The organism is Roseovarius roseus, assembly GCF_043355935.2.
Classification (GTDB): Bacteria; Pseudomonadota; Alphaproteobacteria; order Rhodobacterales; family Rhodobacteraceae; genus Roseovarius; species Roseovarius roseus.
This window is the reverse complement of record NZ_JBHFPE020000003.1, coordinates 77,074-91,316: the sequence shown is the minus strand read 5'-3', so window position 1 is coordinate 91,316 and position 14,243 is coordinate 77,074. Positions and strand designations below refer to the sequence as shown.

At 63.8% G+C, this 14,243-nt stretch carries 15 protein-coding genes; 12 read left to right on the top strand and 3 right to left on the bottom strand.

The window, feature by feature from the left end:
* Positions 1-4: 4 nt before the first annotated feature.
* From ACEWPL_RS06695 to cobU, 3 genes are read right to left on the bottom strand one after another with little or no spacing between them, the layout of a single operon-like run.
* Positions 5-871, bottom strand: coding sequence for a glutathione S-transferase (locus tag ACEWPL_RS06695; RefSeq protein WP_393932749.1), 867 nt, complete (start codon positions 869-871; stop codon positions 5-7).
* Between the two features lie 58 nt (positions 872-929).
* Positions 930-1,502: a histidine phosphatase family protein gene (locus ACEWPL_RS06690; protein ID WP_393932747.1), complete on the bottom strand. Its 573-nt coding sequence runs from the start codon at positions 1,500-1,502 to the stop codon at positions 930-932.
* Complete coding sequence (gene cobU, locus ACEWPL_RS06685) at positions 1,499-2,023, bottom strand: bifunctional adenosylcobinamide kinase/adenosylcobinamide-phosphate guanylyltransferase (RefSeq protein ID WP_393932745.1); 525 nt, start codon at positions 2,021-2,023, stop codon at positions 1,499-1,501. Before cobU ends, ACEWPL_RS06690 begins: the two co-directional genes overlap by 4 nt.
* A 108-nt stretch (positions 2,024-2,131) precedes the next feature.
* Here cobU and ACEWPL_RS06680 point away from each other — a divergent pair, with 108 nt between their 5' ends.
* From ACEWPL_RS06680 to fdhF, 12 genes are all read left to right on the top strand, one after another.
* Positions 2,132-3,010, top strand: coding sequence for an RNA polymerase factor sigma-32 (locus tag ACEWPL_RS06680; RefSeq protein WP_393932743.1), 879 nt, complete (start codon positions 2,132-2,134; stop codon positions 3,008-3,010).
* On the top strand, positions 3,010-3,768 hold the full coding sequence (locus tag ACEWPL_RS06675) for a ChaN family lipoprotein (protein WP_393933343.1): 759 nt from the start codon (positions 3,010-3,012) through the stop codon (positions 3,766-3,768). Before ACEWPL_RS06680 ends, ACEWPL_RS06675 begins: the two co-directional genes overlap by 1 nt.
* Positions 3,769-3,825: 57 nt before the next feature.
* Positions 3,826-5,022 carry a bifunctional phosphopantothenoylcysteine decarboxylase/phosphopantothenate--cysteine ligase CoaBC gene (coaBC, locus tag ACEWPL_RS06670; protein WP_393932741.1) on the top strand — a complete coding sequence of 399 codons (1,197 nt, stop codon included), beginning with the start codon at positions 3,826-3,828 and terminating at the stop codon, positions 5,020-5,022.
* A gap of 77 nt (positions 5,023-5,099) precedes the next feature.
* Positions 5,100-5,393 carry a hypothetical protein gene (locus tag ACEWPL_RS06665; protein WP_393932739.1) on the top strand — a complete coding sequence of 98 codons (294 nt, stop codon included), beginning with the start codon at positions 5,100-5,102 and terminating at the stop codon, positions 5,391-5,393.
* A 37-nt stretch (positions 5,394-5,430) separates the two neighbouring features.
* On the top strand, positions 5,431-5,664 hold the full coding sequence (locus tag ACEWPL_RS06660; protein WP_393932737.1) for a TM2 domain-containing protein: 234 nt from the start codon (positions 5,431-5,433) through the stop codon (positions 5,662-5,664).
* A 244-nt stretch (positions 5,665-5,908) separates the two neighbouring features.
* Positions 5,909-6,292 (top strand): succinate dehydrogenase, cytochrome b556 subunit, encoded by a 384-nt coding sequence (gene sdhC, locus ACEWPL_RS06655; RefSeq protein WP_393932735.1) that lies wholly within the window; start codon positions 5,909-5,911, stop codon positions 6,290-6,292.
* A gap of 12 nt (positions 6,293-6,304) precedes the next feature.
* Positions 6,305-6,676 (top strand): succinate dehydrogenase, hydrophobic membrane anchor protein, encoded by a 372-nt coding sequence (sdhD, locus tag ACEWPL_RS06650; protein WP_393932733.1) that lies wholly within the window; start codon positions 6,305-6,307, stop codon positions 6,674-6,676.
* A 12-nt stretch (positions 6,677-6,688) separates the two neighbouring features.
* The gene (gene sdhA, locus ACEWPL_RS06645; RefSeq protein WP_393932731.1) at positions 6,689-8,494 is read left to right on the top strand and encodes a succinate dehydrogenase flavoprotein subunit; all 1,806 of its coding nucleotides are present in this window, start codon (positions 6,689-6,691) and stop codon (positions 8,492-8,494) included.
* Entirely contained in the window at positions 8,494-8,814 is a 321-nt protein-coding gene (locus ACEWPL_RS06640; protein WP_393932729.1) for a succinate dehydrogenase, read from the top strand. Before sdhA ends, ACEWPL_RS06640 begins: the two co-directional genes overlap by 1 nt.
* 14 nt (positions 8,815-8,828) lie before the next feature.
* Positions 8,829-9,608 carry a succinate dehydrogenase iron-sulfur subunit gene (locus ACEWPL_RS06635; RefSeq protein ID WP_393932727.1) on the top strand — a complete coding sequence of 260 codons (780 nt, stop codon included), beginning with the start codon at positions 8,829-8,831 and terminating at the stop codon, positions 9,606-9,608.
* A gap of 149 nt (positions 9,609-9,757) precedes the next feature.
* Positions 9,758-11,443 (top strand): NAD(P)H-dependent oxidoreductase subunit E, encoded by a 1,686-nt coding sequence (locus ACEWPL_RS06630; RefSeq protein WP_393932725.1) that lies wholly within the window; start codon positions 9,758-9,760, stop codon positions 11,441-11,443.
* Complete coding sequence (gene fdhF, locus ACEWPL_RS06625; RefSeq protein ID WP_393932723.1) at positions 11,443-14,223, top strand: formate dehydrogenase subunit alpha; 2,781 nt, start codon at positions 11,443-11,445, stop codon at positions 14,221-14,223. Before ACEWPL_RS06630 ends, fdhF begins: the two co-directional genes overlap by 1 nt.
* The last annotated feature ends 20 nt before the right edge of the window (positions 14,224-14,243 follow it).

Genomic DNA, 14,243 nt, shown 5'->3' with positions numbered 1-14,243 from the left:
ATTATCAGACGAGCGCCATGAATTGTGGCCATGCCTCGGGGTCGGCCACGGTCTTGTCGCGGCAGCGCGCATTGCACATGCCAAAGACGCGCCCGTCCATCTCCATCAGATGCGTGACGGGTTTGCCGGAATAAGGACATTTCGCGTTTTCGGGAGTCCCGTCAGCGACCGCCTTCGCGGCGCGAGGTACAGGGGCGGGCCAGGTGCCCACCGCAAAATCGCGCCGGTAACGCGCCAATTCCGGGCCATGGACCAGTCCCAGAGCGCGCCAGCGGCGGAAGGGCGGATCGGCCAGATGCGCTTCCACATAGGCCTGCGCGCTGGGCGAGACCTTCAGGCCGTAGCCCGCGATGCGCGCGGCGACGGGAGCGTAGAAGGCATCGACAATGCCATAATCGCCGCAAAGCCATGGGCCATTCGGCGCGCAGGTTTCGCGGGCGTGGTCCCAGACCGTCTCCAACCGGCGCAGGTCGCGCTGGACGGCGTCGGACGGGATGAAATCGGTGTAGGCCTTGCGCAGGTTCATCGGGCAGTCGCCGCGCAGTGCGGTAAACCCGGCGTGCATTTCGCACGTAGCCGCGCGGGCTGTCGCGCGGGCCAAAGGAGTGTCCGGCCATAGGCCAAGATCCGGATGACGGCTGGCCAGTTCTTCGGCAATGGCCAAAGATTCACCTACCAGCGCGCCCTCGGGCGTGCGAATCGACGGCACGGTCTTGGCCGAGGCCCAGTCCGGCATGAGGTCTGGTACCTCGCCGTCGTCAAAGCAGATTTCGGTCTGCCTGCGCGCGATGCCGAAACGGTCAAACAAGAGCCATGCGCGCATGGACCAGCTGGAATAGGCGTAATCGCCGATGATGAGATCATATGTCATGGCGCGAGGTTACGCGGCGCCAGGGCAGGCGCATAGTCAGCAAATGTGCGGTGCCCCATCAGGGCAAATGATTGATGATATCCGGGTGCCAGCGCGCGCCGTCATGGCGCAGCGACGTGACAGAGAGGTTGTCGATGCGGTGGCCGAACGCCTCGTAGCCGGTGATGCCCAGCGCCGTCTGCACCTGTGTCAGGATCGCGCCCATATGCGCGACGGCGATGATGTCCCGGCCTGGATGTGCGGTCAGCAACGCGGCGGCGGCGGCGCTGACGCGGGCAGTGATCATGTTCCACGATTCGCCCTCGGGGGCGGTCAGATCGCCGGGCGTTTCCCAAAAGGCGCGCAGACGCTCGGGCTGGGCCGCGCTGCCGAAATCGGCCATTTCCCACGCCCCGAAATTGATTTCGCGCAGGTGGGGGTCATCGGGCAGGCGCGTCCGCCCCGCCGCGATGGCGGTGGCCGTGTCGCGCGCGCGCATGAGGTCCGAGGAGATGACCAGCGCGTCCTGCGGCAGGTAGCCCGAGAGGCGGCTCAGCCGGGCGGCATCGCTCAGATCGGCGGGCAGATCGGTCCAACCGACCATCGCCTTGGCGTGGGTTGGCCCGTGGCGGACCCAGTGGATCCGGCTCACGGCAAGGTGCCCTTCAGGACCTGCGGCAGGCCCGCGATCATGTTCACGACCAGCCCGGCCTCGGCGGCCAGACGCTTGTTCAGATCGCCCTGCGCCCGCTGAAACCGGCGCGCCAGCGCGTTGTCGGGCACGATGGACAGCCCGACCTCGTTCGAGACAACGACCACGGGCGCCGCACAGGAGGCCAGCGCGGCAATCAGCGCCTCCTCCTCGGCGGCCAGGTCATGATCCGCCAGCATATGATTGCTGAGCCAGAGGGTCGCGCAATCCAGCAAGACGACCTGATCGGCGGTCGCCCCGGCCAGCGCGAGGCCCAGGTTCAGCGGCTCTTCGATGGTGTGCCAGCCATCCGCCGCGCGCGCCGCCTTGTGCTGTGCGATCTTGGCGCGCATCTCGTCGTCATAGGCCTCGGCGGTGGCGATATAGAGGCGATCTGCGCAGGCGCCCCGTATCAGCGCCTCGGCCCAGCGCGATTTGCCCGAGGCGGTGCCGCCTAGCACCAATGTGAGCGGTGGCAACATTAAATCTGAACTCTTTTGTGATCCGGAACGTTATTCAACCCGTAGCACTTGGCAAATGAGTGAGAAAGAGCGCAGTCCAAATCGCTCGCAACCCTCGGGAGAAGTCGCATGGTAATCGACGTTCAACAAAGCAGCTCATTGTCGCGCAAGGCTATGAAGGCAGAGTTGCTCGACGCTGAGACCGAATTGCAGTTGGCCTATGCATGGCGCGATCAGCGCGACGAGGAGGCGCTGCACCGTCTCATCACGGCTTACATGCGCCTCGCCATCTCTATGGCGTCGAAATTTCGCCGCTACGGCGCACCGATGAACGACCTGATCCAAGAGGCCGGTCTGGGCCTGATGAAGGCCGCCGAGAAGTTCGATCCTGATCGGGGTGTGCGCTTTTCGACCTACGCGGTCTGGTGGATCAAGGCGAGCGTGCAGGATTACGTGATGCGCAACTGGTCGATGGTGCGCACGGGCTCCACCTCGTCTCAAAAGTCGCTGTTCTTCAACATGCGCCGCGTTCAGGCCCGGCTTGAGCGGGAGGCGATGGCCCAGGGCCATGAGCTGGACGGATACCAGTTGCGCGAGATGATCGCGCAGGAGGTGGGTGTGCCGCTGCGCGATGTCGAAATGATGCAGGGGCGGCTGTCCGGCTCCGACTTCTCGCTCAACGCCACGCAAAGTTCCGAGGATGAGGGCCGCGAGTGGATTGATGCGCTGGAGGATGATGCGCCGCGCGGTGACGAGTTGGTCGAAGTCGATCACGATCTGGGCGCTCTGCGCGTCTGGTTGACCGAGGCGATGGGCAAGCTGAACGAGCGCGAGCGGTTCATCGTGCGTGAGCGCAAGCTGCGCGACGAGCCACGGACCCTCGAGAGCCTTGGGCAGGAGCTGAGCCTCAGCAAGGAGCGCGTGCGCCAACTTGAGGCGGCGGCATTCCAGAAGATGCGCAAGTCGCTTGAGGCGAACGGCACCGAGGTGCAGAGCCTGCTGGCGTGATGCGCTGGGCTGCCGTGCTCGCCTTTTGGGTCACGCCGAGTTTCGCGCAGGATATTTTCGTGTTGGGCGAGGTTCATGACAACCCCGCCCATCATGCCGTTCAGGCCGAGCGGGTCGCGCAAATAAATCCAACGGCGCTGGTATTCGAGATGATGACGCCCGAGCAAGCGGGACGAATTACGCCGGAATTACGCGAGGATCGGGATGCGCTGGCCGATGCGCTGGAGTGGCACGTCAGCGGTTGGCCTGATTTTTCCTATTACTTCCCCATTATCGAGGCGGCGCCGGGCGCACGCATCTACGGCGCGGGCGTGCAGCGCGCCGATACGCGCGCCGTCGGCGAGGATGGGCTGGAGGCCGCTTTTGGGAGTGGGGCCGGTGAGTTCGGCCTCGATCGGCCCTTGCCGGGTGATCAGCGGGCCGTGCGCGAGGCGCTCCAGGCCGATGCCCATTGCGGCGCGTTGCCCGAGGCGATCTTGCCCATGATGGTGGAAATTCAGCGTCTGCGCGATGCGGCCTTGGCCCGCGCGGCGTTGGAGGCGTTGCGCGAGACAGGTGGCCCCGTTGCCGTGATCACGGGCAACGGGCACACCCGCACCGACTGGGGTATGCCCGCGTTGGTCGCCCTGGCCGCGCCCGATGTGGCGCTGCACAGCCTGGGGCAGGGTGAGGATGGCGCGCCGCCCGAGGGCATATTCGACGAAGTTGTCGACAGCCCAGCACCTGAGCGCGCGGATCCTTGCGAGGCGTTCCGCTAGCCCGGCCTTGTCTTGCAACCGCGCCCGCCATACTGTCGCGGCGCTTGGGGGTGGCTTATGACGCTGGATGGAAAACGAATTCTGCTCATCATCGGCGGCGGTATCGCGGCCTTCAAGACGCTGGACCTGATCCGCCGCCTGCGCGAGAGGGGCGCGAGCGTGACCCCGGTTCTGACCGCTGCTGGGGCCGAGTTCGTCACGCCCTTGTCCGTCTCCGCGCTGGCTGGGGCCAAGGTTTTCACCGATCTTTTCGATCTGACGGATGAGGCCGAGATGGGCCATATCCAGCTGAGCCGCAGCGCCGACCTGGTCGTCGTCGCGCCCGCCACTGCCGATTTGATGGCCAAGATGGCGCAGGGGCACGCGAATGATCTGGCGACGACGCTGCTTCTGGCCACCGACACGTCCGTGATGATCGCGCCCGCGATGAATGTGCGCATGTGGCAGCACGCAGCGACGCAGCGCAATCTGGCCGTCCTGCGCGGGGATGGCATCTCCGTCGTGGGGCCCGAGGATGGCGATATGGCCTGCGGCGAACATGGGCCGGGCCGCATGTCCGAACCCTTGGAGATCGTCGCCGCCATCGAGGCGGCGCTGTCGGACGGCCCGTTGAAGGGGCGCCGCATCCTTGTCACGTCCGGCCCTACGCACGAGCCGATCGATCCGGTGCGCTACATCGCCAACCGGTCCTCGGGCGCGCAGGGCAGCGCCATCGCCCGCGCCTTGGTGGCCATGGGCGCCAAGGTGGTCTTTGTCACAGGCCCGGCGGATATGCCCCCGCCCGAGGGGGTGGATCTGCACCGCGTCGAGACGGCGGATCAGATGCTGGAGGCCTGCTGCGCGGCCCTGCCGGTGGATGCAGCCATCTGCGCCGCCGCCGTGGCCGACTGGCGCGTCGCCAGCGCCAGCGCCTCCAAGATGAAGAAGGGCAAGGGCGGCCTGCCGCAGCTGGAACTGGCCGAGAACCCCGATATCCTTGCCACCCTGTCTCAGCTGACCGATCAGCGCCCCGCGCTGGTCGTCGGGTTCGCCGCCGAGACGGAGGACGTGGCGCGGAACGCCACTGACAAGCGGCAGCGCAAAGGTTGTGACTGGATCGTCGCGAATGACGTGAGCCCGCATACCGGCATCATGGGCGGTAGCGACAACGAGGTGACGTTGATCACTGATGCGGGCGCCGAGCCGTGGCCGCGCATGTCCAAATCCGAGGTTGCCGCCCGTCTGGCGCGCCGGATCGCGGATGCGCTGGTCTGAATAGGGCCTGCAATTGATCTTGCGCAGGACAGGGTATTGCACGAAAAAAGCCACAATACCCCGTCAGGATCGCGACTATGCAACTTTCGAACGAGACATCTCCGAAATCCTACGGCGTCGCCGTCATGCTTTGCGGCATTTTCGGTGTCATGGGCATCCACCATTTCTACCTCGAGGATTGGCTCCACGGGCTGGCCGATGTCGGCCTGCTGATCCTTGCCATCGGGTTTGCCGCGCAGGGGATGGTCGGGCTGGCACTGTTGGTTTTCGTGCTGGACGGGCTGCATACCCTGATCATCTTTTACTACCTCATCATCGAGAAATGGCGCGACGGCAAGGGTCGGCCCATCGTGATGCAGGCCAATCCATAAGGCGCAAAGCGCTACTATACATGAGGGACACCAAACCATGACACAAACCACAACTGTCGGCCCCGTCAGCGAAAAGAAATTCGTGCCTGCGGTGCTGCTTTGCTTTTTCCTGGGCAGCCTTGGCATCCACCGCTTTTACCTGGGCAAGATCGGCACAGGTATCCTGATGCTGATCACGCTGGGTGGCTTTGGCATCTGGACCATCATCGATTTCGTGCGCCTGATCATCGGCTCGATGAAGGACAAGCACGGCCTGCCGTTGCAGCACTGATCGCAGGGCGGCAGGGGCACCTGATTCCTTGCTGGTATGAAGGTGGTCGGCGGTGCATTGCGCCGCCGATCATTTTTGTGATCACATGATATTCCGCTGTGATCACAAAAGCGCATCTCATGCGGCCAGTTGCGAATTTTACTGGATTTTTGCTGGGCAACAGCGTCAAGACAACTAAAACAAGAGCCAAGTCATCGCGCAGGCCCATCGCCCGCCGCGAGAGCCAAGCAAAGGATCCTAGGATATGGCCGACGTGAACCGGGGCGAGCGCCCGCTTTCACCGCATATTTCAATCTACCGCCCGCAGCTGACTTCGATCACGTCCATCCTGACGCGCATCACCGGCAACGCGCTGATCGTCGCGGTCCTGCTGATCGTCTGGTGGCTCTTGGCCGCTGCAACCGGCCCCGAATATTTCGATACGGCCAATGCCGTCGTGACCTCGTGGTTCGGCGATCTGGTAATGGCCCTGTCGCTCTGGGCGATCTGGTATCACTACCTTGCGGGGCTGCGCCATCTGATCTGGGACACGGGCAAGTGGCTGGATATCAAGTCGGCCGAGACGCTTGGCTGGATTTGCGTAGTCGGATCGGTCGTTCTGACCGTCCTGACCCTCATCATCATCTAAGGGAGGCGAGCGATGCGTTATCTGACCGCCCGCAAGCGCGCCGAGGGCAAGGGCGCGGCACATTCCGGCACCGAGCATCACTGGTACATGACCGTCAGCTCTGTCGGCCTTGCCCTGATCGTGCCCACCTTTCTCTACATCGTCGGCAGCACGCTGGGCGGCACGCGCGAGGAGGTGCTGGCCACCTTTGCGCATCCGGCTATCGCGGTCCTCTCGGCGCTCGTCATTTTTGTGGGGCTCGAACATTTCCGCAAGGGCGCGCAGACGATGATCGAGGACTACTCCCAAGGCAGTACACGCAAGATCCTGATCATCAGCGTGGCGGTGCTGTCGTACGGGGTGACGGCGACCTGCCTGCTTGCCCTGGCAAAAATCGCGATTTGAGGACCTGACCCAATGGCCGAATACGAATACGAGACGCATGATTACGACGTAGTGGTCGTCGGCGCCGGCGGCGCGGGCCTGCGCGCCACGCTTGGCATGGCCGAGCAGGGGCTGCGCACCGCCTGCGTGACCAAGGTGTTTCCGACCCGCTCGCACACCGTGGCGGCGCAGGGCGGCATCGCGGCATCGCTCAGCAACATGGGGCCGGATCATTGGCAGTGGCATATGTATGACACCGTCAAGGGCAGTGACTGGCTGGGCGATACCGACGCGATGGAATACCTCGCGCGCGAGGCGCCCAAGGCGGTCTATGAGCTCGAGCATTATGGCGTCCCGTTCAGCCGCACCGAAGAGGGCAAGATCTATCAGCGCCCGTTTGGTGGCCACACCACCGAATTCGGCGAAGGCCCCGCCGTGCAGCGCACCTGCGCCGCCGCCGACCGGACCGGTCACGCGATCCTTCATACGCTTTATGGTCAGAGCCTGAAGCAGAAGGCGGAGTTCTATATCGAGTATTTCGCCATCGACCTCTTGATGAGCGATGATGGCGCCTGCACCGGCGTCGTCTGCTGGAAGCTGGACGACGGCACGATGCATGTCTTCAACGCCAAGACGGTCGTTCTGGCGACGGGCGGTTATGGGCGTGCCTATTTCTCCGCCACTTCGGCGCATACGTGCACCGGCGATGGCGGCGGTATGGTGGCGCGTGCGGGCCTGCCCTTGCAGGACATGGAATTCGTCCAGTTTCACCCCACCGGGATCTACGGCGCCGGCTGCCTGATCACCGAGGGCGCGCGCGGCGAAGGCGGGTATCTGACCAACTCCGAGGGCGAGCGGTTCATGGAGCGCTATGCGCCTCAGTATAAGGACCTCGCGCCGCGCGACTATGTCAGCCGCTCAATGACCATGGAGATCCGCGAGGGCCGCGGCGTGGGCAAGGACGGCGATCACATCCACCTGAACCTCAGCCACCTGCCCCCCGAGGCGCTGAACCTGCGCCTGCCCGGTATTTCGGAATCGGCCAAGATCTTTGCCGGCGTCGACGTCACCAAGGAGCCGATCCCGGTTCTGCCGACCGTGCATTACAACATGGGCGGCATTCCGACGAACTACTGGGGCGAGGTGCTGAACCCGACCAAGGATGATGCGCAGGCCATCGTGCCCGGCCTCATGGCTGTGGGCGAGGCAGGCTGCGCCTCGGTACACGGGGCCAACCGCCTTGGCTCGAACTCGCTAATCGACCTTGTCGTCTTCGGCCGCGCCGCCGCGATCCGCGCCGGCAAGGTCGTGGACAAAGAGGGCGCCGTGCCTGCCACCAACAAGGCCGGTGTCGACAAGGCATTCGACCGGTTTGACGGCCTCCGTAACGCCAATGGCGGCACGCCGACGGCCGAGCTACGCATGGACATGCAGAAAACGATGCAGGCCGACGCCGCCGTCTTCCGCACTTCCAAGACGCTGGCCGAGGGTCTAGAGAAGATGAAAGGCATCGCGGCCAAGCTGGATGACCTCCATGTCACCGACCGCAGTCTTGTCTGGAACACCGACCTGATGGAAACGCTGGAGCTGACGAATCTCATGCCCAACGCGATGGCCACCATCGCCGGGGCCGAGGCCCGGCATGAGAGCCGCGGCGCCCACGCGCACGAGGATTTCGAGAAGCGTGACGACGAGAAGTGGCGCGTGCACACCATCGCGCGTGTCGACGGTCCGAAAGTCGATCTCAGCTACCGGCCCATCGTCGAGGCGCCCCTGACCACCGAAAAGGAAGGCGGCATCAGCCTCAAGAAGATCGCGCCGAAGGAACGTACGTTCTGATGAGGGCGCTTGGGATATTGGCGGTCTGCGCCACGGCGCTATCGGCCTGCGCCACAGCGAACGACATGGCCGACGATCTGGCGAGGGGCCGGGCCAAGGCCGTGGTGAATACGTATGTCGAAAGCCGCTATCCCGGCCTCAACGCCGCGCCGATCACCGATTGCATCATCGACGCCGCCGACGCGCGCGAGATCCTGCAGATCGCCAGCGGCGCGGTCACCGGGGTGGATGCCGCGCTGGCCGAACAGATCGGCCAGATCGCCCGCCGCCCCGAGGCCCTGCAATGCATTGCCCAGAACAGCCTGACCCTGATCGGCTGATAAGGAGTACGACGATGGTTCAACTGACCCTGCCCAAGAACAGCCGCATGGTGACGGGCAAGACATGGCCCAAGCCCGAAGGTGCCACCAATCTGCGCAAGTTCAGCATCTATCGCTGGTCGCCCGATGATGGCGAAAATCCCCGCGTCGACACCTATTTCGTCGATATGGACGATTGCGGCCCGATGGTCCTGGACGCGCTGATCAAGATCAAGACCGATATCGATCCGACGCTCTCCTTCCGCCGGTCCTGCCGCGAGGGGATTTGCGGGTCGTGCTCGATGAATATTGGCGGTATCAACACGCTGGCCTGCATCTATGGCATGGATGAGGTGAGGGGCGACGTGAAGATCTACCCGCTGCCCCACATGCCCGTGGTGCGCGATTTGATCACCGACCTCACGCATTTCTACGCCCAGCACGCCAGCATCCAGCCTTGGCTCGAGACCGAGACGGTCGCGCCCTCCAAGGAGTGGAAGCAATCGATCGAGGATCGCGAGAAGCTGGACGGACTATACGAGTGCGTCATGTGCGCCTGCTGCTCGACCGCTTGCCCCAGCTACTGGTGGAACGGCGACAAGTATCTGGGGCCGGCCGCACTCTTGCACGCCTATCGCTGGATCGTTGATTCGCGTGATGAGAATACCGGCGAGCGGCTGGATGACCTGGAAGATCCGTTCAAACTCTACCGGTGTCACACGATCATGAACTGCACCAAGACCTGCCCGAAGGGTCTGAACCCCGCCAAGGCCATCGCAAATATCAAGAAGATGATGGTCGAGCGCGCAGTTTGATCCCAAAGTGACGCATGCAGATCAGCAGGCCGCCGCGCGGCCTGCTTTTTTGTGCGCGAGACCCCCTGTGTCCCGTCAGATTCTGACAGCCATCTGTTGACTGGCGGGAAAATAAATTAAACAGTGGGAAATTAACGTGAGGAGTCGTCATGGGCGCGGATCAAGGTAGCGGTGTATGGAAATCCGGGCGCGGCAAGGGTCGCGTGACGCCCAAGGGCCGTCAGCTGGATGACGCGGCATGGGCCGATGTGCGCGACTTGCTTGAGGGCCGCACGATTCGCCGGGATCACCTGATCGAGTATCTGCACCTTATTCAGGACAAGTTTGGACACCTTTCGGCGGCCCATCTGCGCGCACTGGCCGAGGAAATGCGCCTCGCCATGGCCGAGATCTACGAGGTCGCCACGTTCTACGCCCATTTCGATGTCGTGAAAGAGGGCGAGACGCCCCCGCCCGCGCTGACGATCCGGGTTTGCGACTCGCTCAGCTGCGAATTGGCGGGCGCGCAGGCGCTGAAATCCGCGCTGGAGGACGGGCTGAACCCGTCCGAGGTGCGCGTTGTGCGCGCGCCCTGCATGGGCCGCTGCGATACCGCCCCCGTGCTTGAGCTGGGCCACGCCCATATCGACCATGCGACGCCGGAAAAGGTTCATGCGGCGATTGCGGAAGGGCACACCCATCCCACCATCCCCGATTATCAGACGCTGGACGCGTACCGCGCCGATGGCGGTTACGGCGTGCTGGCCGATCTGCGAAAGAACGGAAATTTTGAGGCGGTTCAGCAACAGCTGCTGGATGCGGGTCTGCGCGGCCTTGGCGGCGCGGGTTTCCCCTCGGGCAAGAAATGGGGTTTCGTGCGCTCGGAGGCGGGCCCGCGCTACTTGGCCGTCAATGGCGACGAGGGTGAGCCAGGCACGTTCAAGGACCGCTACTACCTCGAACGGGTGCCGCATCTTTTCCTTGAGGGCATGCTGATCGCCGCTTGGGCGATCGAGGCGGAAACCTGCTTTATCTACATGCGCGACGAATACCCCGCCGTGCTGGAAATCCTCGCGCGCGAGATCGCGGCGCTGGAGGCCGCGGGCATCGTGGCAAAGGGCTATATCGAGCTGCGCCGCGGCGCGGGCGCCTATATCTGCGGCGAAGAAAGCGCGATGATCGAGAGCATCGAGGGCAAGCGCGGCATTCCGCGCCACCGCCCGCCCTTCGTGGCGCAGGTGGGCGTCTTTGGCCGTCCCACGCTGGTCAACAACATCGAGACGCTGCACTGGGTCGCGCGCGTGCTGCGCGAAGGCGGCGAGATCTTGTCGGATCACGAGCATAACGACCGCAAGGGCCTGCGCAGCTATTCCGTCTCGGGCCGGGTCAGGAACCCCGGCGTCTACCTTCTCTATGCTGGCTCGACGATCACCGACATCATCAACGCCGCGGGCGGCATGATGGAGGGCCATACGTTCAAGGCTTATCAGCCGGGCGGCCCGTCCTCGGGGCTGCTGCCGGCGTCGATGCATGACATCCCGCTCGATTTCGACACGCTGCAGCCGCATGGCACCTTCATCGGCTCGGCCGCTGTCGTCGTGCTCAGCGACAAGGACAGCGCCCGGGGCGCGGCATTGAACATGCTGCGGTTCTTCGAGGATGAAAGCTGCGGACAATGCACGCCCTGCCGGGTTGGCTGTGAAAAGGCGGTCAAGCTGATGGAGCAGGACCACTGGAACCAGCCGCTGCTGGAAGAGCTCTGCACCGCGATGGCCGACGCGTCGATCTGCGGTTTGGGACAGGCGGCACCGAATCCGATACGCTCCGCCATGAAGCATTTCCCGGAGGAAATCTGATGCCCGATACCAATGTGGAAACCGTCACCTTCACGCTGGACGGCGCCGAGGTCACCGCGCCCAAGGGTCAGACGATCTGGGAAATCAGCCATGGCCGTGGCCTGATCATCCCCAACCTCTGCCACAAGCCTGCGCCCGGCTATCGCCCCGATGGCAACTGCCGCGCCTGCATGGTCGAGGTCGAGGGCGAGCGTGTCCTCGTCGCCTCCTGCATCCGCGAGCCCGTCGACGGCATGGTCGTCAAGACCGACACCAATCGCGCCAAGCAGGCCCGCAAGATGGTGATCGAGATGCTGGTCGCCGATCAGCCAAAACCCGAGGTCGCCCACGACAAGTCCAGCCACCTCTGGGACATGGCCGCATTGCAGGGCGTCGAGGAAAGCCGCTTTCCCAAGCTGGAAGAGGGGCGCATTCCGCTGCTGGATGACAGCCACGTCGCGATGAGCGTCAATCTGGATGCGTGCATCCAGTGTGGCCTCTGCGTGCGCGCCTGCCGCGAAGTTCAAGTGAACGATGTGATCGGCATGGCCGGGCGCGGCCACAATGCCTACCCGGTCTTCGATTTCGACGATCCCATGGGCGAGAGCACATGCGTTGCTTGCGGCGAATGTGTCCAGGCTTGCCCCACCGGCGCGCTGATGCCCTCGACCGTTGTCGATGAAAACCAGGTCGGCGACCGCGCAGATTACGACAGCGAGACCAAGAGCATCTGCCCCTTCTGCGGTGTCGGCTGCCAGATCAACCTCAAGGTCAAGGACGGCAAGATCAAGTATGTCGAGGGCATCAACGGTCCCGCCAACGAGGGGCGGCTCTGCGTCAAGGGGCGGTTCGGCTTTGACTATATCCACCACGAGCATCGCCTGACCAAGCCGCTGATCCGCCGCGACGATGCCCTCGCCAAGGGGCTGAACGTCGATCCCGGCAACTGGCAGGCCCATTTCCGCGAGGCGGAATGGGACGAGGCGCTGGACCTTGCTGCAAGCCGTCTCAAAGGGCGTGGCCGCGAGGTGGCCGGATTCGGCAGCGCGAAATGCACCAATGAAGAGGCGTATCTCTTTCAGAAGCTGATCCGCCAGGCCTTCCGCCACAACAACGTCGATCACTGCACGCGGCTTTGCCATGCGTCCTCTGTCTCGGCCCTGATCGAGAATGTGGGCAGCGGTGCCGTCACCGCCACCTTCAACGAGATCGAGAACGCGGATGTCGCCATCGCCATCGGCTGCAACCCGGTCGAGAACCACCCCGTCGCCGCCACCTATTTCAAGCAGTTCACCAAGCGCGGTGGCAAGCTGATCGTCATGGACCCGCGCGGCGTGGGCCTGCGCCGGTTCGCCTCGCACATGCTGCAATTCCGGCCCGGTGCCGATGTCAGCATGCTGAACGCCATCATGCACACGATCGTCGAGGAAAAGCTCTACGATCAGCAATATATCGACGCCTATACCGAGAACTGGGAGGCCGAGAAGGCGCATCTGGCCGACTTCAGCCCCGAAAAGATGGAAGGCATCTGCGGCATTCCTGCCGAAACGCTGCGCGATGTCGCGCGCACCTTTGCGGGCGCGAAATCGGCCATGATTTTCTGGGGGATGGGCGTCAGCCAGCACATTCACGGCACGGATAATTCGCGCTGTCTGATTTCCCTTGCGCTGATGTGCGGGCAGGTCGGGCGCCCCGGTGCGGGCCTGCACCCGCTGCGCGGGCAGAACAACGTGCAGGGCGCCAGCGACGCGGGTCTCATCCCGATGTTCCTGCCCGATTATCAGAGCGTCACGGATGAGCGCGTGCGGCACGCCTTTACCGATGTGTGGAAGTCCGAGGATTTCAGCGGCGAAAAGGGCCTGACCGTGACCGAGATCATGGATGCGGTCCATGATGGCGACATCAAGGCGATGTATATACTGGGTGAGAACCCGGCCATGTCGGACCCCGATGTAGACCACGCCCGCGACGCGCTGGCCAAGCTGGACACGCTGGTGGTTCAGGACATCTTCCTGACCGAAACCGCGAATTATGCCGATATCATCCTGCCCGCCTCGGCCTTTGCCGAGAAATCCGGGACGGTCACCAACACCAACCGGCAGGTGCAACTGGCGCGCCCCGCCGTGCCGCCCATCGGCGACGCGCGCGAGGATTGGCGCATTACCATGCAGCTGGCCAACCGCCTTGGCCTGAACTGGGAGTATGACAGCCCCGCCGATATCTTTGCCGAGATGAAGCTGAACATGGCCTCGCTCAACAACATTACGTGGGAGCGTCTGGAGAACGAGGGCGCCGTGACCTATCCGTCACTCAGCCCCACCGATCCGGGGCAGGCCATCGTCTTTGGCGACGGCTTCCCGCGTCCGCAGGGGCGTGCGCGGTTCACCCCCGCCAGCGTCATCGCGCCCGATGATGTGCCGGACGAGGAATACCCGATGATCCTGACCACAGGCCGCCAGCTGGAACATTGGCATACCGGCTCGATGACGCGCCGTTCGCGCGTTCTGGACTCGGTCGAGCCAGAGGCGAACTGCTCGCTTCATCCCAGCACCCTTCGCAAGCTGGGTGTGGAGCCGGGGGAGCATGTGCGCCTGACCACCAAGCGTGGCAGCATCAGCATCATGGCACGGGCCGACCGCGCCATTGCCCCCGACATGGTCTTCCTGCCCTTCGCCTATGTCGAAGCGGCGGCGAACATCCTGACAAATCCCGCGATCGACCCCTACGGCAAGATCCCGGAATTCAAGTTTTCTGCCGTCAAGGTAGAAGCCGACACCCAATCTTCCGTCGCTGCACAGTGACGCAACCAACGAGGGACTGA